The organism is Yokenella regensburgei (assembly GCF_003634235.1).
GTDB classification, from domain to species: domain Bacteria; phylum Pseudomonadota; class Gammaproteobacteria; order Enterobacterales; family Enterobacteriaceae; genus Yokenella; species Yokenella regensburgei.
The window spans coordinates 293,791-314,830 of sequence record NZ_RBIZ01000003.1 but is presented as its reverse complement, the minus strand read 5'-3'; the positions used below and the strand labels follow the sequence as shown (position 1 = coordinate 314,830).

The 21,040-nt window shown below is 58.3% G+C and carries 20 protein-coding genes; 5 read left to right on the top strand and 15 right to left on the bottom strand.

The annotated features are described in order from the left end of the window. Positions 1–51: 51 nt before the first annotated feature. Positions 52–1,473 (bottom strand): sensor histidine kinase, encoded by a 1,422-nt coding sequence (locus C7387_RS01590; protein WP_120815894.1) that lies wholly within the window; start codon positions 1,471–1,473, stop codon positions 52–54. After that, positions 1,460–2,134 (bottom strand): transcriptional regulator TctD, encoded by a 675-nt coding sequence (gene tctD / locus C7387_RS01585; protein WP_120815893.1) that lies wholly within the window; start codon positions 2,132–2,134, stop codon positions 1,460–1,462. Before tctD ends, C7387_RS01590 begins: the two co-directional genes overlap by 14 nt. Positions 2,135–2,287: 153 nt before the next feature. Here tctD and C7387_RS01580 point away from each other — a divergent pair, with 153 nt between their 5' ends. The 3 genes from C7387_RS01580 to C7387_RS01570 are packed head-to-tail and all read left to right on the top strand — an operon-like array spanning position 2,288 to position 5,236. Further along, positions 2,288–3,265 carry a Bug family tripartite tricarboxylate transporter substrate binding protein gene (locus tag C7387_RS01580; RefSeq protein ID WP_038256292.1) on the top strand — a complete coding sequence of 326 codons (978 nt, stop codon included), beginning with the start codon at positions 2,288–2,290 and terminating at the stop codon, positions 3,263–3,265. Positions 3,266–3,276: 11 nt separating this feature from the next. Next, entirely contained in the window at positions 3,277–3,711 is a 435-nt protein-coding gene (locus C7387_RS01575; protein WP_112471367.1) for a tripartite tricarboxylate transporter TctB family protein, read from the top strand. Between the two features lie 10 nt (positions 3,712–3,721). Next, entirely contained in the window at positions 3,722–5,236 is a 1,515-nt protein-coding gene (locus tag C7387_RS01570) for a tripartite tricarboxylate transporter permease (RefSeq protein WP_006820929.1), read from the top strand. On the opposite strand, the gene menE is transcribed toward C7387_RS01570, so the two are convergent. The 8 genes from menE to C7387_RS01530 form a co-directional block, all read right to left on the bottom strand. After that, complete coding sequence (gene menE / locus C7387_RS01565) at positions 5,233–6,597, bottom strand: o-succinylbenzoate--CoA ligase (RefSeq protein WP_120815892.1); 1,365 nt, start codon at positions 6,595–6,597, stop codon at positions 5,233–5,235. The two genes, C7387_RS01570 and menE, sit on opposite strands and share 4 nt — an antisense overlap. Then, positions 6,594–7,559, bottom strand: coding sequence for an o-succinylbenzoate synthase (gene menC / locus C7387_RS01560; RefSeq protein ID WP_120815891.1), 966 nt, complete (start codon positions 7,557–7,559; stop codon positions 6,594–6,596). Before menC ends, menE begins: the two co-directional genes overlap by 4 nt. Further along, entirely contained in the window at positions 7,559–8,416 is an 858-nt protein-coding gene (gene menB, locus C7387_RS01555; RefSeq protein WP_006820932.1) for a 1,4-dihydroxy-2-naphthoyl-CoA synthase, read from the bottom strand. Before menB ends, menC begins: the two co-directional genes overlap by 1 nt. A gap of 14 nt (positions 8,417–8,430) precedes the next feature. After that, positions 8,431–9,192 carry a 2-succinyl-6-hydroxy-2,4-cyclohexadiene-1-carboxylate synthase gene (menH, locus tag C7387_RS01550; RefSeq protein ID WP_120815890.1) on the bottom strand — a complete coding sequence of 254 codons (762 nt, stop codon included), beginning with the start codon at positions 9,190–9,192 and terminating at the stop codon, positions 8,431–8,433. Next, complete coding sequence (menD, locus tag C7387_RS01545; protein ID WP_006820934.1) at positions 9,189–10,859, bottom strand: 2-succinyl-5-enolpyruvyl-6-hydroxy-3-cyclohexene-1-carboxylic-acid synthase; 1,671 nt, start codon at positions 10,857–10,859, stop codon at positions 9,189–9,191. Before menD ends, menH begins: the two co-directional genes overlap by 4 nt. Positions 10,860–10,939: 80 nt before the next feature. Continuing rightward, positions 10,940–12,232, bottom strand: coding sequence for an isochorismate synthase MenF (gene menF, locus C7387_RS01540; RefSeq protein ID WP_120816708.1), 1,293 nt, complete (start codon positions 12,230–12,232; stop codon positions 10,940–10,942). Positions 12,233–12,340: 108 nt separating this feature from the next. Continuing rightward, positions 12,341–12,646, bottom strand: a complete 306-nt coding sequence (gene elaB / locus C7387_RS01535) for a stress response protein ElaB (protein WP_006820936.1) — start codon at positions 12,644–12,646, stop codon at positions 12,341–12,343. Between the two features lie 36 nt (positions 12,647–12,682). After that, positions 12,683–13,141 (bottom strand): GNAT family N-acetyltransferase, encoded by a 459-nt coding sequence (locus C7387_RS01530; RefSeq protein WP_006820937.1) that lies wholly within the window; start codon positions 13,139–13,141, stop codon positions 12,683–12,685. Between the two features lie 52 nt (positions 13,142–13,193). Between C7387_RS01530 and rnz the strand changes: the two genes are divergently transcribed. Further along, positions 13,194–14,111, top strand: coding sequence for a ribonuclease Z (gene rnz, locus C7387_RS01525; RefSeq protein ID WP_120815889.1), 918 nt, complete (start codon positions 13,194–13,196; stop codon positions 14,109–14,111). Positions 14,112–14,189: 78 nt separating this feature from the next. After that, positions 14,190–15,194 carry a chemotaxis protein gene (locus tag C7387_RS01520; protein WP_038256281.1) on the top strand — a complete coding sequence of 335 codons (1,005 nt, stop codon included), beginning with the start codon at positions 14,190–14,192 and terminating at the stop codon, positions 15,192–15,194. A 58-nt stretch (positions 15,195–15,252) separates the two neighbouring features. Here C7387_RS01520 and nuoN read toward each other — a convergent pair whose 3' ends face one another. From nuoN to nuoJ, 5 genes are all read right to left on the bottom strand, one after another. Then, complete coding sequence (gene nuoN / locus C7387_RS01515; protein ID WP_006820940.1) at positions 15,253–16,710, bottom strand: NADH-quinone oxidoreductase subunit NuoN; 1,458 nt, start codon at positions 16,708–16,710, stop codon at positions 15,253–15,255. A 6-nt stretch (positions 16,711–16,716) separates the two neighbouring features. Then, positions 16,717–18,246, bottom strand: coding sequence for an NADH-quinone oxidoreductase subunit M (gene nuoM / locus C7387_RS01510; protein ID WP_006820941.1), 1,530 nt, complete (start codon positions 18,244–18,246; stop codon positions 16,717–16,719). 102 nt (positions 18,247–18,348) lie between these two features. Continuing rightward, the gene (nuoL, locus tag C7387_RS01505; protein ID WP_038256280.1) at positions 18,349–20,190 is read right to left on the bottom strand and encodes an NADH-quinone oxidoreductase subunit L; all 1,842 of its coding nucleotides are present in this window, start codon (positions 20,188–20,190) and stop codon (positions 18,349–18,351) included. After that, the gene (nuoK, locus tag C7387_RS01500; RefSeq protein ID WP_006820943.1) at positions 20,187–20,489 is read right to left on the bottom strand and encodes an NADH-quinone oxidoreductase subunit NuoK; all 303 of its coding nucleotides are present in this window, start codon (positions 20,487–20,489) and stop codon (positions 20,187–20,189) included. Before nuoK ends, nuoL begins: the two co-directional genes overlap by 4 nt. Continuing rightward, complete coding sequence (gene nuoJ / locus C7387_RS01495; RefSeq protein ID WP_006820944.1) at positions 20,486–21,040, bottom strand: NADH-quinone oxidoreductase subunit J; 555 nt, start codon at positions 21,038–21,040, stop codon at positions 20,486–20,488. The genes nuoK and nuoJ overlap by 4 nt, the downstream gene beginning before the upstream one ends.

Genomic DNA, 21,040 nt, shown 5'->3' with positions numbered 1-21,040 from the left:
AAGCGAAAAATAGCGCAGTTGTTACTTAATGCTACAAAATCATATCACTTATCATGATTGCGGCGGCAGCGTTAGCAACAATCGTAGCTGTACCCGTAACCCACCCAGCGTGTCGCTGCGGGCGAGCTGGGGCATTGAGCGGTGCAGGCGGGCAATGTCATTCACCAGCGCAAGACCAATGCCTGCTCCGGCAACGTTACCGACGTTATCGAGACGATGAAAAGGCTGTAGCGCCTGGTGAACTTGTTCGCTTTCGATTCCCGGCCCGCTGTCTTCTACCGTCAGCACCACGGCCTCACCGTCGCGAACCAGACTTGCCGTCACCATGCCGCCCGTGGGGGTGTACTTCAGCGCATTATCCAGCAGATTGCCACACAGTTCGCCGAGCAGTAGCGCATCGCCCTCCACCCACAGCACCTGCTGTTCGCCTTCATAGCCGAGATCGATAGCTTTGCTGCGCGCTTCGGCAAGCCGGGTGAAACAGCTCTGCTGCACGACGTCGAAAAGGTTTACTGGCACAAACTGTCTTTCGTTCTGCTCCCGGCGCTTCACCGCAGAGAGCTGCAACAGCCGCTCGGTGAGCAGAATCGTGTTATCAATCGTCGTGCTCATCGCCCGCAGGCTTTCATGCCACTGCGCAGGAGAGTCGCTCGCCAGCGCCACCGAGGCCTGCGTCTTCAGCACCGCCAGCGGGGTTTTCAACTGATGTGAAGCGTCGGCACTAAAGCGCTCCTGGCGGGCAATCAGCCCACGCAGGCGGTCAAGATAACGGTTGAAAGCCACGATAAGCAGCCGGGTTTCCGACCACGGCAGCAGCTCCGGCAACGGCGTCAGCAGACCCGGTTCGCGACGAACCATCAGCGTTGAGAGCTGGCGCATCGGGGTCAGCACCCGGCGCAGCAGCCATCCGGTAAGGATAAGCGTCAGCAGCACCAGCAGCCCTTGAGAAACCCACGACGAGAACAACAACTGACCGGCAAGATAGCGCCGCGACTGCAGGGTTTCGGCGACGTAGATCTCCGCCATGCCGACAATCCCGCCTTCATTCACCGGCTGCAGGAGCCTTGCTACGCGAATAGCTTCACCGCGATATTGCGTGTGGTAAAACCACGCCAGCGCCGGATAGAGCGTGGTGCGGGAAGTGGAAGGTGGCATCGCCGGCAGGTCGTCGTAGCCTGAGATAATCCTCCCCGCCGGGTCGACCACCTTGTAGTACAGGCGATCGTTCATGTTGAGCTCGAAGCTGTCGAGCACCACCCAGGGGACGTTAACCTCGAGTTTGCCTTTGCGGACTTCCAGCCGCTCCGACACCGTTCTTGCCGACGAAAGCAGCGTGCGATCGTAAGCCTGGGTTGCCGCCTGGAGCGCGCTGACGTAGCTATTGAATGCCGAAAGCCCCCACAGCAGGAGTAGCGGCAGGCCGAGAAACAACAGCAGTTGAAAGTATAACGACTGCGGTTTAAGTCCCTTCATCGCAGTACTCCAGCACGTAGCCGAGCCCGCGCAGCGTGGTGATCCGCACATCGCTTCCCTGCAATTTTTTTCGTAGCCGGTGAATATAGAGCTCAATACTCTCCGGGCTGACCTCATCGCTGAGGCTAAAAACCTGTTCGAACAGCTGCTGGCGCGGTACCGGGCGCGAACGGCGGTACATCAGCACCGTCAGCAGCGCCTGTTCACGCGGGGTTAACGCCAGCGGCTGCCCGTGCAGTAGAAAGTAGCCTTCGTCGTGGAACGTCAGTGCCCCAAGCTGCTGTAGCTCATGCACCTGGCCTGCGCTACGCCGCAGCAGCGCCCGCAGCCTGGCGTCCAGTTCTTCAAGCTCAAAGGGCTTTGGTAGATAGTCGTCTGCCCCGGCGTTCAGCCCTTTCACCCGATCTGCCACCGCGCTACGCGCCGTCAGCAGCAGTACCGGTAGCGTTTGTCCGCGCTTACGCAGCCGCTGGACGACGTCGAGCCCATCCAGCCCCGGCATGCTGATATCAAGCACCGCCAGCGCGTAGTTTTCGCTGTGCAGCAGGTGATCGGCCGCCAGCCCGTCGGAGACGCAATCCACCGCAAAACCGTTTTGCACCAGCGCTTTTTCCAGCCAGTGAGCCAGCTCACGGTTATCTTCCGCTAATAAGAGACGCATATCACATCCTGTAAAGTTTCTGCGGTGTTGAAAGGGAAATGAAAGGTTAACGTTTTAACAATCACGCAACTGAACTGCTACAAGGTGGTTCACATAATCACAAAAAAGTTGTTCCGAACCTGAAATACCGGTTATCCGGCGTGAGGATAAACAATGAAAAAACAATTACTTTGTACCCTTGCTGCAAGCATCTTACTGATGAATACCTCTGTACTGGCTGAGCAGGCCCCATCGCGTACCGAATGTATTGCCCCCGCCAAACCCGGCGGCGGCTTCGACCTCACCTGTAAGCTGATTCAGGTGAGCATGATGGAAACCGGCGCTATCGAAAAACCGATGCGCGTCACCTATATGCCCGGCGGCGTCGGCGCGGTGGCCTATAACGCCATTGTCGCCCAGCGCCCGGGAGAACCCGGCACCGTGGTGGCCTTCTCCGGCGGCTCGCTGCTGAACCTGTCGCAGGGCAAGTTTGGCCGCTACGGAGTGGACGACGTGCGCTGGCTCGCCAGCGTCGGCACCGATTACGGCATGATTGCGGTGCGCGCCGACTCCCCGTGGAAATCGCTCAAAGATCTGCTGACGGCGATGGAGAAAGATCCTAACAGCGTGGTGATTGGCGCGGGAGCCTCCATCGGTAGTCAGGACTGGATGAAAGCGGCGCTGCTGGCTCAGCAAGCGAAAGTCGACCCGCACAAGATGCGCTACGTGGCGTTCGAGGGCGGCGGTGAGCCAGTTACCGCGCTCTTAGGGAATCACGTACAGGCCGTGTCGGGCGATCTCAGCGAGATGGTGCCCTACCTCACCGGCGATAAAATCCGCGTGCTGGCGGTCTTCTCGGGTGAGCGACTGCCGGGCCAGCTCGCCAATGTCCCCACCGCCAAAGAACAGGGTTATGACCTGGTGTGGCCGATCATTCGCGGCTTCTACGTCGGACCAAAAGTCAGCGACGCCGACTATCAGTGGTGGGTTGAAACCTTCAATAAGCTTCAGCAAACCGACGCCTTCAAAAAGCAGCGCGAGTTGCGCGGTCTGTTTGAGTTCAACATGACCGGCAAGCAGCTCGACGAGTACGTCAAGAAACAGGTCACCGACTATCGCGAACAGGCGAAATCCTTCGGTCTGGCGAAGTAAGCGCGGAGGCGATGATGAGCGATCGTATTTTTGCCGGGATCTGGCTGCTGTTGTGCATCGGGGGACTATTCGTCGCCTGGCAGTTGCACAGCGAATACAGCTATGAACCGGTTGGCCCACGTCCCTTCCCACTGGGAATTATTGGCCTGATGCTGCTGTGCGCCGTGGCCCTGCTGCTGCGCCGCCCGGACGTTGTCGAGTGGCCGCATCGCCGGGTGCTGCAAAAGCTGTTAACGATGGTGATTGTGCTACTGATGTACGCCTGGGGCTTTGAATGGCTGGGCTTCCCCATCGCCACCGCCATTCTCACTCTGGTGATTGGCATGTTGTTTGGCGCCACGATTCCGGCTGCGGGCATCTCCGGCGCCGTACTCGGTATTTTGCTGTGGTACGCCTTCGACCGCCTGCTGGATGTCACCTTACCGCTCGGCACCTGGCTGGGTTAACGGAGCTACGATGGATACCTGGATTTATCTCTCTCAGGGTTTTGCGGTGGCGATGACGCCGGAAAACCTGGTTATCGCCCTGATTGGTTGCTTCGTCGGCACCATTGTTGGCCTGCTGCCGGGGCTTGGGCCGATCAACGGCGTGGCTATTCTGCTGCCGCTGGCGTTTGCCCTGCACCTGCCGGCAGAGTCGGCGCTGATCCTGCTGGCTACGGTCTACATCGGCTGTGAGTACGGCGGCAGGATCTCGTCGATTCTGCTGAACGTACCGGGCGACGCGGCGGCTATCATGACCGCCCTCGACGGCTATCCGATGGCCCAGCAAGGACGCGGCGGCGTGGCGCTGTCTATTTCTGCCGTCAGCTCCTTCTTCGGCTCGCTCATCGCCCTCGGCGGGGTCATTTTGTTTGCTCCGGCGCTGGCGCAGTGGTCGCTGGCGTTTGGTCCGGCAGAGTACTTCGCATTAATGGTATTTGCCATCGCCTGTCTGGGCAGCATGATGGCGCAGAATCCGCTGAAATCGTTTCTGGCAGCGCTGATCGGTCTTGGCCTTGCGACCGTCGGCGTTGATGCCAACACCGGGGTTTACCGTTTTACCTTCGACAGCGTACATCTCTCCGACGGCGTGCAGTTTATCGTCGTGGTGATCGGCCTGTTTTCTGTCTCAGAGATCCTGTTAATGCTGGAACATACCAGCAGCGGTCAGGTTCTGGTGCGCAAAACCGGGCGAATGATGTTTAACGCTAAAGAGGGGGTCCAGTGCATCGGCGCGACGCTGCGCTCGTCGGTTATCGGCTTTTTTGTCGGCGTGTTACCGGGGGCGGGGGCAACCATTGCCAGCGCGATCACCTACATGACCGAGAAGAAAATCAGCGGCAACAGCGACAGCTTTGGTAAAGGGGATATTCGCGGCGTCGCGGCACCGGAGGCGGCAAACAACGCCTCGGCGTGCGGCTCGTTCATCCCGATGCTGACACTTGGCGTACCAGGCTCTGGCACCACCGCGGTGATGATGGGCGCGCTGACGCTCTATAACATTACCCCAGGCCCGACGATGTTCACCGAGCAGCCGGACATCGTCTGGGGACTGATTGCCGCTTTGCTCATCGCCAACGTCATGCTGCTGGTGATGAACATTCCGCTGATTGGTCTGTTCACCCGTATGCTGACCATTCCCCTGTGGTTCCTTGTCCCGGCGATTGCGGCAGTGTCGGCGGTAGGCGTCTACGCGGTGCACAGCACCACCTTTGACCTGGTGCTGATGGTGGGGCTTGGGGTGCTGGGCTATATCCTGCGCAAAATGCACTTCCCGATGTCGCCGCTGATCCTCGGTTTTGTCCTCGGTGAAATGCTGGAGCAAAACCTGCGCCGCGCGCTCTCTATCAGTAACGGCAGCATGTCGATTCTGTGGGAAAGCGGGGTCGCCAAAGGATTGCTGGTGATGGCTGCGGCGGTGATTATCATCCCACCGCTGCTGCGCATCATCCGTAAACGCAGCAGCAAACCGCAGGTGGATGTCGGTTAAGGGTTCAGCTGTTGGTTAACCCAGGTCTGTAACGCACGGCGGGAGATTTTTATCCCGCCGTTTTTCACTTCTTCCGGCAGCGCCAGCCAGTGTTTTGGTTGCTGAAAACCGGCCAGTCGCTCCTTCACCCATTCCGCTAATTGCGTTAATGCGGTGCCATTTTCGCAGTCCACGACCGCCACCGGACGATGACCAAACTCGGCGTCTTTCAGCGGGACCACAAATACCTGGTGAACCTGCGGATGGGCGGCGATAACCCGCTCGACGTCTTCAGGCTGGATCCCTTCCCCACCGCTGAAAAAGAGGTTATCCAGACGACCAACGATGGTCAGCCTGCCGCCGTGCCATTCGCCGCGATCGCGGGTGGCAAACCAGCCCTCGTCGTTTACCAGCGGCAGCAGTTTGCCGTCGCGCCAGTAGCCTGCGGCCATGCTTTCTGCCCGCAGCCACACTTCGCCATCAACGATGCGCACTTCGCGCCCGGGTAGTGGAACTCCAACGTCTGCCGCCCCATCGGCGGCTTTGGCGCATACCGTGGAGGCAAATTCGGTGAGCCCGTAGCCGCAAAAGGTACGAATACCTTTCGTCTGCGCCTGCCGGGTGAGTTCAACCGGGATCGCCGCGCCGCCAAGCAGCACCGCGCTCAGCGTCAACGGAATATCCTCGTTCAACAACCGCCACAGTTGGGTAGGCACCAGCGAGGCGTGGGTACACCCCTGCAGAGCATCCGCCAGGGGACGATCGCTTACCGCTAGCCGCGCTCCGGCTAACAGCCAGCGCCAGAGGATCCCCTGGCCGGAAACATGAAACAGCGGCAGCGACAGCAGCCAACTGTCAGTAGAATGGAAAGGCATCAGCGCCAGTACGCCTTCGGCGCTGGCCAGATGGGCGGCACAGGTATGCACCGCCGCTTTCGGCAGGCCGGTAGATCCGGAGGTGAGCGTCATCGACGCCAGCCGGGCGGGATCCCAGGCAAGCGTCGGTTGCCCGTCGGCTTCACTCAGTTCGAGCGGGATCAGCGAGAACGCCGCGCCATCGCCCTGCAAATCCAGTTGAAAACGCAGGGTCAGGCCCGGGATAAGCTGGGCCAGCAGCGCCTGCGGCAGCTTCGGGTTTACCGGCAGCACCCGGGCACCGCACTGCAGTAGCGCAAGCCAGGCCAGCAGCAGCGAACCGCTGTTACGACCACGCAGCATCACACCATCACCCGCATTGACACCCTGAGCGGCAAATCCGCAGGCCAGACGTTCAACCCGCTGGCACAGCCCGCTCCAGCTCAACGTCGCGTCATCCAGACGCAATGCCGGGGCATCGCCCCGAACATCACGCCAGTGCTGCCACGGCCACTGGGTGAACCTCACAGCAGCGGCTCGAGCATGCTGTTATCAAGGCACGGTAGTTCACTGCCCGGCCAGCAGCGAAGCAGCTGGGTCTGCATCAGGCTCAGCGTGTCGAGGCCCGGGATGGTCTCGGGTGTCAGCCACGCGGCAATCCGCGCCAGCTGGGTCAACCCCAGACTGGATTCGATTGACGAGCTGATAACCACGGTGAGCCCCAGCTGCTGCGCGGCAACGACCTGCGCTTTCACCTTAGCAAGACTGCCGGTGAGCGTCGGCTTGATAACCACCGCCGTAACGCCTTCTTCCGCCACAAAGGCGAAATCGGCTTCGCGCAGGCTTTCGTCCCAGGCGATGGCAATGCCGGTCTCAAGAGCGAACGCACGTGAGTCGTCGCGGGTTTTACAGGGCTCTTCGAGGAAGGCAATACGCGAGCGGTAGTCCGGGTTAACGTACTTCGCGAACTGCTGCGCCTTAAGCGGCGTCCAGGCGCGGTTAGCGTCAAGACGCAGCTTAAGCTCCGGGATAGCCTCCAGCAGCAGGTTCACCACCATTCCGTCGCGAACCGCTTCATATAGCCCAACCTTCACCTTCGCTACTTTCTCGCCAGGCATGTCAGCCAGCTTCAGCACCAGATCGTCCGGATCGCCGGTACACAGCGGAGCCGCACGGTAGTCCGCCGCCTCCGGCAATTCACCGGAAAGTTCCGCCAGCGCACAGCTCAGGCCAAACGCCACTGATGGAATTTCCGGAAGCGGTAAATCCGCGCCATCGCGCCAGGCGTTCACCCAGGCAAGGGTTTCAGCCTGCGCCTCGTCCAGCGACTCGAGACTGAAGCCCGGCAAGGGGGAGATCTCCCCCCAGCCTTCGCGCCCGGCATCCGTTAAGCGCACAAACAGCCCGTCGCGGGTTTTGAGGCGCCGCTCGCGCAGCACCACGCCCGCATCCATCGGGATCTGCCAGCGATAAACCTGTGCGCTACGCATTACGGATTCCGTTTGTATTTGCTGAAGTCAGGCTGGCGTTTTTCGTTAAACGCGTTGCGCCCTTCCTGGCCTTCTTCGGTCATGTAGAACAGCATGGTGGCGTTACCGGCAAGCTCCTGCAGACCCGCCTGACCGTCGCAGTCGGCGTTCAGCGCAGCTTTCAGGCAACGCAGCGCCATCGGGCTGTTTTGCAGCATTTCGCGACACCAGCGGATGGTTTCTTTTTCCAGAGAGGCCAGCGGAACCACGGTGTTAACGAGGCCCATATCCAGCGCCTGTTTCGCATCGTACTGACGGCACAGGAACCAGATTTCACGCGCTTTCTTCTGCCCGACGATGCGCGCCATGTAAGAAGCTCCCCAGCCGCCGTCGAAGGAGCCCACTTTCGGGCCGGTCTGGCCGAAGATGGCGTTTTCTGCCGCAATGGTCAGGTCACACATCATGTGCAGCACGTGGCCGCCGCCGATGGAGTAACCCGCCACCATCGCCACAACCGGTTTCGGGCAGGTGCGGATCTGGCGCTGGAAGTCCAGCACGTTGAGGTGGTGAACGCCGGAGTCGTCCTGGTAGCCGCCGTAGTCGCCGCGCACTTTCTGATCGCCGCCGGCGCAGAATGCTTTATCGCCTTCCCCGGTCAGTACGATAACGCCGATGTTATCGTCGTAGCGCGCGTCTGCCAGCGCCTGAATCATCTCTTTAACCGTCAGTGGACGAAAGGCGTTGCGCACCTGCGGACGGTTGATGGTGATTTTAGCGATGCCGTCTGCCGACTTCTGATAACGAATGTCGGTGAAGCCTTCAGAGCAGTCTTGCCATTCAACCGGCGCGTAAAGCATGGTTTCATCAGGGTAGATCATGGTGAGTCCTTTAGTCAGAGACGCAGTATCTGCGCCAGACAATCAGTGACGCCCTGCGGGTTTTCCCGATGGGCGTTGTGTCCGGCGTTGTGAATAATCTGGCAAGGTACGGTCAGTTCTTCCGCTATCGCGCGGAACTTACCGTCACGCTCACCGCATAAATACCAGAACGGGTAATGACGCTTTGCCAGCATCGGGCGCAGGTCATCCTGCACCGCAAGCGAGGTCGCCAGCAGCATACCCGCAAGCGCTTCACCGTTATTTTGCGCACGAAGCGCCACCAACGCGGCGCGCTGCGGCGCGGTTAACGAGGCGAAAACCGGCTGCTGATACCAGTCGGCAAAGACCTGTTCAAGAGGCTCATGGCGAAAGCGCATGGCCCAGGTCTCGTCATTTTTTTGCCGGGCCGCACGCGCTTCATCATGCAGCAGTCCCGGATGACCGCCTTCCACTACCAGCCCCTGAAGACCGGGGTGGCGGTGCTTACCGGCGAAATTCATCGCCACCCGGCCGCCGAGGGAGTATCCCACCAGCCAGTAGTTTAGTATGTTGTAACTAAGTAACGTATCGTGCAGCAGCGCAGAAACCTGCGCAAAGTTGCTGACCCGAATATCACCCGAACCACCGTGTCCGGGAAGGTCGACGTACAGTCGCGGATAGTCTGCCAGCCCTTCACCCACGGGCTGCCACTCACGGCAGTCGCCGGAGAAGCCGTGGAGAAACACCAGCCACGGGCGAGAGACTTCGCCCTCGGCCACCACCGCATGCAGCGTCATAGCTGACTGACCTGCGCCAGTAACTGCTGCAGGGTATTCGCCCCGTCGGTATCGTTCACCACCAGTTCAACAATGGTCGACACCGGCGCGTGCCAGGCGCTGTTCATGACCTCATCCAGCTCGTCCCAGCTTTGCGGGCGCTGGTAGCGCAGGCCAAACATGGCCGCCGCGTGATCAAAGTGCACGTTCTGCGGCATGCAGTAGAAGCGCTCACGCTCTTCAACCGGGGTTGGCAGCAGCGAGAAGATCTGCCCGCCGTTGTTGTTGACGATAATCAGCACCAGCGGTGCAGACACCTGGCGCAGCAGCGCCAGTGCGTTCATGTCGTACAGTGCGGAAAGATCGCCAATCACCGCGAGGGTTGGCCGTGCGCTGGCGCGCTGAACCCCTGCGGCGGTGGAAACCAGCCCGTCGATGCCGCTGGCACCGCGGTTACTGTAAACCGGGTAGCCCGCAGGCAACTGCCCGAGGGCGTCAATCAGACGCACCACCAGGCTGTTACCAACAAAAAGCTGTCCCTGTTCGGGCAGGTAGTCGCTGATGCGGTGCGCCAGCTGTGCTTCACCGAAGGGCTCGCGTTTAGCATTAACCGCTTCCCAGGCAAGCGCGGAAAGGCGCGGGACTTCGTGACACCACGGCTGGCGTTTTTCCGCCGGGTGCTGTTCAAGCCAGTGCGCAACGGTGCTGACCAGACGGCGACCACGATGATGCGCCGGATCGAGGCGTCCGGTCAGATTATCTACCAGCCAGTATTCGTCTGGCTCGCAGCTTGCCTGCCACTGCAGCAGGCGTTTGCCGGTCAGGCTGCTGCCGAACTGCACCACAATTTGCGCCTGCGCGAGCTCACTCACCGCTTCAGCATTCCCAAGCCAGAGGTCAGCACACGGCAACGGTTGCCCGGTTTGCGACAGCACATCGCTAATCAGCGGCCAGCCGAGGGTTCGCGCCCAGTCAGCCACCAGCCGCCCCTCTTCCGCGCTCATTCGCCCGGCAACCACTACGCCGCGCTTCTGCCGCCAGAAGAACCAGTCACGCTGCTTATCGCTTGCGAGCTGCAGGCTTTCACGCAGCCAGGGTTTATCGCTTTGCCACCAGTCGCCCAGCTGCTGCTGCCACTCAAGCCCGGTGTCGTCCATTTCGCCATACAGCGGTTCGGCAAACGGACAGTTAATGTGTACCCCACCGGCGTGCAGCTGCCCAAGGGCATTATCGATGGAGGAAACCAGCCAGCGCGCAGGAATATCCTGACTCGGGCGCGGTAAGGAAAGGGTCTGCGACGGGTGTGAGGCAAACATACCGGCCTGACGGATAGCCTGGTTTGCCCCGCAGTCAATCAGCTCCGGCGGACGATCCGCCGTCAGCAGGATAAGTTTTTCGCCGGTCAGCCCGGCTTCAATCAGTGCCGGATACAGGTTAGCCACCGCCGTGCCGGAGGTGACGATCACCGCAACGGGCCGTTGGCTCACTTTTGCCAGCCCCAGCGCCAGATGGCCAAGGCCACGCTCGTCAAAATGGGTGTGATGAATAAAGGTTCGGTTTTCCGCTGCCGCGAGCGTCAGTGGCGTTGAGCGCGAGCCGGGTGCTATGCAAATGTGCTGTACACCATGACGCGTGAGTGCTTCCAGAATGACCGCCGCCCAGCGTCGGTTAAATGCGCTTACTGACATGTAATTGTCCGGTATCAATAGTGCGACTCAGTATAGTTAATACAGAAAGCTGGGTTATTGATATGAGTCGTCAATAATAATTATTCGATGAGCAGCGTCTTAAGACCTGCCGCTTTATTTTCAATTTCCTGCCATTCAAGCTCCGGGTCTGAACCCCGGACAATACCGGCTCCGGCATACAGGCGCAGCGTTTCACCGCTGACCATCGCCGAACGCAGCGCCACGCAGAACTCACTCTGCTGACGCGAAAGATAGCCCGCCGACCCGGCGTACCATTCACGGGTAAAGGGCTCATGACGTTCAATCCATTCCCGCGCCATTGCCCGCGGCAAACCGGCTACCGCCGCCGTAGGCTGCAGAAGATGCAGACACTGTGCGTCGTCTGCCACGCTAAGCTCCGTCCAGATACAGCGGCGCAGATGCTGAACTTTACGCAGCGCCACCACCTGCGGCGGCAGCACTTCAAGCGTTTGTACTGCATCCTGCAGACGCTGGCAGATATCCTCCACCACCAGCATGTTTTCACGCTGATTTTTGTCGTCTTTCATCAGCCAGTCGGCGAGCTGTCTGTTTTGCTCGCCGTCAGGATGGCTGGCAACCGTCCCGGCCAGCGCTTCGGTGCGCAGATGATACCCGCGTCGACGCCACAACCGTTCCGGGGAGGAACCAAGAAACGCCGTACTGGCATCAAAGGCCTGATAAAAATGATAGCAGTGATGATTCATACGCCGACTGGCGGCCATCATCGCCCCGGCGTTGAGCGCGGTTGCAAAACGCAGGTCGGTAGCACGCGCGAGGACCACTTTCTCAAGTTCGCTGCGGGCAATGGTCTCCGTTGCCCGGGAGATAAGCGACATCCAGCCCGCTTTATCGGGATAATGCTGCTCTTCACGCAGCACAACATGCAGCGCCGGGAGCGGCTTTACAGGCTGTAGTGCATCGATAAACGCGCGGGCAAGCCCGGCATCTTCCCGCAGTGAATGGTCGCTTTGCAGCACCAGACGCAGTACCGCCTGTCCGCCGCTACGCCGCCACTCCAGGCGCGGCAGGAACAAAGCCCCCTGCTGCGGGTTAAAGGCGTTCAGCCCGCAAATACGCAGATCTTCCGGAATGGCCGACATCTGCAAAAATGCGTTGGCGTCTTCAAGAGAACGGAATGGTTTAACCGCCCCAAGCGCGGCAATCTCTTCATCGCCATTGCGCTGCTGCCAGTAAAACTGCGGCCAGACCGGCTGACTGCAAAGCCAGGGGAGCGAGTCGAATGCATCTTTCAGGGGGAAGGCTACATCAATGGCACGCACGCCAGAAGTGTCTGGAAACTCAGCAGTTAATGCATTCTGCAGGCTTTCCAGCGCAGCGGTAATGGATTGCACACCAACCTCCCTGAACGAAGAACCTGCCTGAGGCAGGTTCAAAAACCACATATTATACAGGGTACTACCGTAAAAAAGCAGTACCTCCGTTTAGGGAGGAACATCGTCTCAGCGACGCGCCAGTAACAGCCCCATGACCAGGCCAACGGCGGCACCCACGCCGATCCCCTGCCATGGCCTTTCGCGAACGTAATCATCGGTGCGATAGATTGCCTGTTTGGCACGGTAGTAATAGCTATCCGAAGCCTGGCTGACGCGATTTTTCACCTCTTCCAGCGCCTGCTCAGCGCGCTCTTTGAGCTCAATGTATTTCTGGTCTGCGGGATCGCCAGAGGAGCGTAGCACCTCTTCCAGCGTGTCGCTCAGCAGAGCCAAATCGTCATCGATACGTGAATCGTAAGCATGATAAGACATTACGTTATCTCCATGTTTTTTAAACCCGTGCGCTAACTATAGTTCAACCTCGCGTGCCATGCCGATGTGCGGAATACCATCTTCATCATAGACATCCGTTACGGTAGCAAAACCAAAGTGCTGATAAAACGCCTGCAGGTGCGCCTGGGCGCCAAGGTATAGGGCCTTCTGCGGCCAGTGTTTGACGCAGCTTGCGAGCGTTTGCTCCATCAACTGGTAGCCGAGTTTTTCCCCGCGGGCAGCCGGGCTTATGATGACGCGGCCAATGACTACCGGATCCAGTTCGTCGGCGCTTTTCAGAATCCTCGCATACGCCACCAGCTCGTCGCCGCGCCAGCCGAGAATATGGCGGTTCTCTCCGATCAGGTCGTCGCCATCGACATCCTGATACGGGCACGTTTGCTCCACGACAAAAACAGCGCAGCGCAATTGCAGTAGTGCATAGAGTTGAGGAACAGAAAGTTGTGAATGATGAAGATCCTGCCACTGAATCATATTGAGCTCCGTTATACTGTCACTTTCGAAAGCGCGGTAAGGGGACCAGGTTTTGGAATTGATTTTTTTGGGGACATCCGCCGGCGTACCGACCCGTACCCGTAATATGACGTCGATACTGCTGAATTTGCAACAACCAACCGTGTCACAGATGTGGCTTTTTGACTGCGGAGAAGGCACGCAGCACCAGTTTTTACGCACCGAATTTCATCCAGGCAAGCTCAATAAGATATTCATTACTCATCTGCATGGTGATCATCTGTTTGGCCTGCCTGGTCTGCTGTGCAGTCGCTCCATGCAGGGCAATACCCTGCCGCTCACGATTTATGGGCCAAAAGGGCTGAAAACGTTTGTGGAAACCGCCTTACAGCTGAGCGGTTCATGGACCGATTATCCGCTGACCATTGAGGAGATTGGTCCTGGTGAGCTGTTCGATGACGGGCATTTCCGCGTAACGGCATATCCGCTGAATCATCCGGTTGAGTGCTATGGCTATCGCATTGAAGAGCATGACAAACCGGGCACGCTGAACGCCGCAGCGCTGAAGGCGGATGGTATCTCTCCTGGCCCGCTGTTCCAGCAGCTTAAACAGGGTTTAACCGTCACGCTGGAAGATGGTCGGATGATTGACGGCAGCCACTATCTCGGCCCGGCAACGCCTGGTAAGACGCTTGCGATTTTTGGCGACACCGCCCCCTGTGAAGGTGCCCTTGCGCTTGCCCGAGACGTTGACCTGATGGTACACGAAGCCACGCTTGAAGATGCCATGGCGGAAAAAGCCAACAGCCGCGGACACTCCACCGCGTTGCAGGCGGCGGCACTCGCCAAAGAAGCGGGAGCGACAAAACTCGTCATCACTCACGTCAGCTCACGCTACGACGCAGAAGGATGCAGACGCCTGCTGGAAGAATCACGTTCCTGCTTTGCGAACTGCGAACTCGCCGAGGATTTCAAGGTCATTTCACTTTAATCACTAAGATCTGCTGCACTTTTGCCCGTCACTGCCGATAACCAGAAAATAGATCTTCTTCTTTCTTCTGAGGGCACGATGGATAATTTCCAGAAAGATATCGATGACAGGGCGAATCTGACCCTGTCCAACCGTTTTGAACTGCTGCTGTTCCGCCTTGGCGAATCCATGCAAGGGGAAAAATCAGAGCTGTTTGGCATCAACGTCTTCAAACTGCGTGAAATCGTGCCAATGCCTGCCTTTACCAAACCGGCGGGCATTAAGCATCCGGTGCTGGGCATGGTGAACATCCGCGATCAAATCATCCCGGTGATTGACCTGCCTTCTGTCGCAGGCTGCAAACCGACTAACGGGCTGAATATTCTGCTCATCACCGAGTATGCCCGCAGCGTGCAGGCCTTTGCGGTGGAGTCGGTCGAAAACATTATTCGTCTCGACTGGACGCAAATTCATACCGCCGAGAAAGCGATTAATGGTCAGTACATCACCAGTATTGCGTGCCTTGATGACGATAAAGACAGCAATAACCTGGCGATGGTTATCGACGTTGAGCAAATCCTTTACGATATTGTTCCAGCCGACCACGATCTGCACGCCACCCACGTTGAAGCGCCGAAGATGAAGATTAAGCCAGGTGCTACAGCTATCGTGGCAGAAGACTCCAAAGTCGCGCGTGCGCTGCTGGAGAAAGGCCTGAAAGCGATGGAAATCCCGGCGCAGATGCACGTGACCGGCAAAGAAGCCTGGGAGAAAATCGAGAAGCTGGCGGAAGAAGCGCAGGCGCAGGGCGTACCTATTAGCGACAAAATCGCGCTGGTGTTGACCGACCTTGAGATGCCGGAGATGGATGGTTTTACCCTGACCCGTAAAATCAAAACTGATGAGCGCTTCAAAAACATCCCGGTTGTTATCCACTCCTCGCTTTCCGGCAATGCTAACGAAGACCATATCCGCAAAGTCCGCGCCGATGGTTACGTCGCCAAGTTTGAAATCAACGAGCTGTCGTCGGTGATTCAGGAAGTGCTGGAGCGCGCAGACAAGAAGGTCGGTGGCCCTCTCATCAGCCGCCAGCAGCGCGCTTAAATTGTTACTCCCATAAAAAAACCGCCTTTCGGCGGTTTTTTTATTTCGGCGTTAGCCCTTACATCATCGGCAGCGCATGCTGCACGATGCTGATAAGCGGCTGTGGCCAGATACCGAGGATCAGCACCAGCAGTGCCGAGATCAGTACCACGATACCACCGGCGCTGTACTGCCAGTTGCTCGGGGCATCACGGTTCAGCTGCTGCGGCGCGCTCAGGTACAGGCTCACCGCTACGCGCAGGTAGTAGTAGAGACCAATCGCGGAGCCGATAACCACCGCCGCAACCAGCCACCACAGGTGCGCTTTCACACCCACTGCCAGCACGTAGAACTTACCAATAAAGCCGAGCGTCATCGGGATACCCGCCAGCGACAGCATCATCACCGTCATCACCGCCGACAGGATCGGACGATGCCAGAACAGACCACGGTAGGAGAACAGTGAGTCTGCATCCGGGCCACGGTACGGGCTGGACATCAGGCTCACCACGCCGAAGGCGCCGAGGCTGCTGAACAGATAACCGGCCAGATACACGCCTACCGCTTCCATCGACATTTCGCCGCTGTGCAGCGCAATCAGCGCCACCAGCAGGTAGCCGAGGTGAGAGATAGAAGAGTAGCCGAGCAGACGCTTGATGTTGGTCTGGCTCAGCGCCATCAGGTTACCGAAGATGATGGAGGCGAAAGCAATCAGGCCCAGCACGATGCGTACTGCTTCGCTGTTACCCACCGGCATGTACAGGAACAGACGCATCACCACGCCAAAGATGGCGATTTTGCTGGCGGTCGCCAGGAAGGTGGAGACCGGCGCAGGCGCACCCTGATACACGTCTGGCGTCCACAGATGGAACGGCACCAGCGAAAGTTTAAAGCCAAGGCCAACGATCATCATGCCAAGACCCGCCAGCAGCAACGGCTCGTGCAGCATGTTGTCTGCCAGCGCCTTGCCCAGCGCAACGAACGACAGGTTGCCAGAGTTCGCGTACACCAGCGCCATACCGAACAGCAGGAATGAAGATGCTGCGGCAGACAGAATGGTGTATTTGATGCTCGCTTCGAGTGAGCGCTTCTGACGGAAGGCGTAACCAATCAGGCCGAACAGCGGCAGCGAGATAAGCTCGATACCGAGGAACAGCGCAGCCAGATGGTTGGCATTTGCCAGCAGGATCCCACCTAGCGCGGCAATCAGCACCAGCAGGTAGAACTCTTCTTTGTTGTCGGTATAGCCTTCAAGCCATGGGTAGGCAAAGGTACAGGTGGCGAGGCTCGCCAACAGTACCAGCCCGGTGTAGAGCATGGCGTAACCGTCAACCCGCATCAGCGGGGTGACGTCCATGCTACCTGCCTGCCCAACAAACCAGAGGGAGACCAGCGCGGCGTTAAGACCGATGACGGACAGCGTGGCATTCAGAAAATGGTTGCGTCGCCACGCAATGGACAGCATCACAACCACCACCGTCAAGCCGACGATCAGCAGCGGTAGCAGCGCAATCAGTTGTTGTGGAGTTATTGTCATGGCGATTTACGGCCTTGTAGTAGAAACAGAATTAACAAACCACTGCTGAATATTGCTCATCGCAGAATGCGACGTATCCAGAATCGGCTGTGGCCAGAAGCCCAACAGCACCAGCAGTACGACCAGCAGCAGGATGATGAACAGCTCACGCAGCGACATCCCTGGCAGCTCTTTGGCTGCGATTTCGCTCTTCGCTTTACCGAAGTACGCGCGGTGCAGCATCGACAGCGAGTACACGGAAGCGAACACCAGGCCGAAGGTGGAAATCACGGTAATGACCGGCACAACCTTGAAGCTGCCGAACAGGATCATGAATTCACCCACGAAGTTACCGGTACCCGGCATACCCAGCGTGGCAACAGCGAAGAACATCGACATCGCTGGCAGCCATTTCATTTTGCCCCACAGGCCGCCCATCATACGCATGTCACGGGTGTGCAGGCGCTCGTACAGCTGACCACAGAGAATGAACAGACCCGCCGCGGACAGACCGTGCGCGATCATCTGAATCACCGCACCCTGGTAGGCGAGCTGGCTGCCGGTGTAGATAGCAATCAGTACGAAGCCCATGTGGGACACGGAGGTGTAAGCAATCAGACGTTTGATATCGTACTGAGCGAAGGCCATCCACGCGCCGTAGAAAATACCAATCACACCGAGCCACATGGCAATCGGGGCGAATTCAGCAGAGGCGTTCGGGAACAGCGGCAGCGCGAAACGCAGCAGACCGTAGGCTGCGGTTTTCAGCAAGATCCCCGCGAGGTCAACGGAACCTGCGGTCGGTGCCTGAGAGTGGGCATCCGGCAGCCAGCCGTGCAGCGGAACCACCGGCATTTTCACCGCGAAGGCGATGAAGAAGCCCAGCATCAGCAGGTATTCAACGCCGTGCGACATCGGGGTTTTCAGCAGCTGTTCGTAGTTGAAGGTCCAGACGCCGGTGGCATTGTAGTGCACGAACACCAGTCCAAGGATGGCAATCAACATCACCAGACCACTTGCCTGGGTATAGATGAAGAACTTGGTGGCCGCGGTGATACGCGTTTTACCGTCAGACGCTTTGTGTCCCCACAGCGCAATCAGGAAGTACATCGGCACCAGCATCATTTCCCAGAAGAAGAAGAACAGGAACATGTCGATGGCAAGGAACACGCCGATAACGCCGCCCAGGATCCACATCAGGTTGAGGTGGAAGAAGCCCTGGTACTTTTCAATTTCACGCCAGGAACAGAGCACCGCCAGCACACCCAGCAGGCCGGTCAGCACCACCATCAGCAGCGACAGACCGTCGATAGCCAGATGGATAGAGATACCAAAGCGTGGGATCCACGGCAGAATGAACTCTGACTGCCATTGCGGAATACCCGCAGATTGCGTCAGAGAGTAACCGCCCTGCAACCACAGTTGCAGACCGAGCGCGAGCGTCAGTCCCATTGTAATCAGCGCGATCCAGCGCGGCATCTTCACGCCGAAGCGTTCGGTCTGCCAGCACAGGAAGCCGCCGATGAACGGGATTAAAATTAACCAAGGTAATAACATAGCTGCGTATGTCCCTTATTTTCTAAATTCTGTACTTACCCGTCATACTTCAGGTTACATCCGAGTTGCTTTGTGCAACCTGAAGCATTTTAGGTTATAAAATCAACGCAATACCATCAACAGCGCCAGAACTACGACGGCACCGATGCTCATGGACGCCACATACCAACGCAGGTAACCGTTCTCGCTCAGCAGCAGACCTTTGCCTGCAAAGCGGGACAGAATCGCCGGGGTGTTCATCATCGAGTTCAGCGGGTCGCGCTTGAGCAGCCAGGCAATGCCGAGGAACGGCTTCACGAAGACTTTGTCATACAACCAGTCGAAGCCCCATGCGTTGTACCACCAGGTACCCAGCAGACGGCCCGGCGCGCTGTTGGCAATCGCGGTAACCAGAGTACGTTTCCCAAGCCACAGCCAGGCCGCAATCAGAATGCCCGCGATAGCAATCACACCGGAGGTGATTTCCAGCGTCATCACCTGACCATGGTCCATTTCGGTCGTAGCCGGCAGTACGCCAGCCAGCGGCGGAACGATCATTGCGCCCACAAAGGTAGACAGAATCAGCAGCACAATCAGCGGCAGGTGATGGGTAATCCCCTTTCCTGCGTGAGCGTGGATCTGCTCTTTACCGTGGAAGACGATGAAGATCATACGGAAGGTATACAGTGAGGTCATGAACGCCCCGACCAGACCCGCAACCATCAGGTTCATATGACCATTCGCCATCGCACCGGCAAGGATTTCGTCCTTACTGAAGAAGCCTGCGGTGATAAGCGGCAGTGCGGAAAGCGCCGCGCCCCCCACCAGGAAGCAGACATACACCAGCGGAATTGATTTACGCAGGCCACCCATTTTGAAGATGTTCTGTTCGTGGTGGCAGGCGAGGATCACCGAGCCGGACGCCAGGAACAGCAGCGCTTTGAAGAACGCATGGGTCATCAGGTGGAAAATCGCCGCATCCCACGCCTGAACGCCGAGCGCCAGGAACATGTAGCCAATCTGGCTCATGGTGGAGTAAGCGAGAACACGTTTGATGTCGGTCTGTACCAGCGCCGCAAAGCCTGCCAGCACCAGCGTTACCGCACCAACGATACCGACCAGATGCAGGATCTCCGGGGTCATCAGGAACAGGCCGTGCGTACGGGCAATCAGGTACACACCGGCGGTTACCATGGTTGCCGCGTGGATCAGTGCAGAAACCGGAGTCGGGCCCGCCATTGCATCCGCAAGCCAGGTCTGCAACGGCAGCTGAGCCGATTTACCGACCGCGCCGCCCAGCAGCATCAGGGTTGCCCACATCAGCATGTTGTTGCCAGCGGCAAAGTGCGCCGGAGCCAGCTCGACCATTTCACGGAAGTTCAGCGTACCCAGCTCGTTGTAGAGGATGAACAGCGCGAAAGCGAGGAACACGTCACCCACACGGGTCACGACAAACGCTTTCATTGCTGCAGCACCGTTCTTCGGATCGGTGTAGTAGAAACCGATCAGCAGATAAGAGCACAGGCCCACGCCTTCCCAGCCGAGGTACATCAGCAGCAGGTTGTCCGCCAGTACCAGCACCACCATGCTCGCGATGAACAGGTTGGTGTAGGCGAAGAAGCGGGAGTAGCCCTCTTCCCCACGCATGTACCAGGAGGCAAACATGTGGATCAGGAAGCCAACGCCGGTCACCACGGAGAGCATGGTCAGCGACAGGCCGTCCAGCACGAGGTTGAAACCGATGTTGAAGTCACCCACTGACATCCAGGTCCACAGCGGAACGCTGAACGCCTGTTTGCCGTTAGCGAAGAAATCAACGCCAACGTAAGCGGTCACCAGTGCAGCAAGACCAATCGAACCGACACCCACCGTGGCGGAGAGGTTCTCCGACCAGCGGCCGCGGGAGAAAGCCAGCAGGATAAAGCCAATCAATGGCAAAATAATGGTTAAGGCAAGCATGTTCATCCACGCAACTCACTTACTGAATCGATGTTCAGATTCTGGCGGCGACGATGGAGCTGCAGCAGCAGCGCCAGACCAATACTCGCTTCCGCAGCCGCAAGGCTAATCGCGAGGATATACATCACCTGGCCGTCAGTCTGGCCCCAGTAGCTGCCGGCAACCACAAAAGCCAGCGCCGCGGCGTTGATCATGATTTCCAGGCTAATCAGCATAAACAGCAGATTGCGGCGGATAACCAGACCGGTCAGACCAAGAACAAACAGGACAGCGGCGAGGATCAGTCCATGTGTTAAGGGGATCATGCGTGTTCCTCCGTTTTTCTTTTCTCACGGTCCTCGGTGCGGTTGCTCAGCACTTCACCCATGCGGTCTTCACGACCGATATGGAAGGCAACCACCAGACCCGCCAGCAGCAGCATAGATGCCAGCTCGACGGCCAGGACATAAGGTCCAAACAGCGTGATACCCACTGCTTTCGCGCTAATTGCCGCACCGTCGATGCCCTGATCGTTCAGGCCGACGATAGCGTAGACGATAACCACCAGCAGTACCGCAGAGAGGATGGCCGGACCAATCCAGATTTGCGGTTTCAGCCACTGGCGCTCCTGCTGGATCTCGGCACCGCCAAGGTTCAGCATCATCACCACGAAGACGAACAGCACCATGATGGCACCGGCGTACACGATGATTTCAAGCGCACCCGCGAAGTAGGCGCCAAGCGAGAAGAACACCCCGGAGATCGCCAGCAGCGAAATAATCAGGTACAGCAATGCGTGCACCGGATTGGTGTGGGTGATAACCCGTAGGGTGGCCAGGATGGCGATCAGGCCACAGATATAAAAAGCGAATTCCAT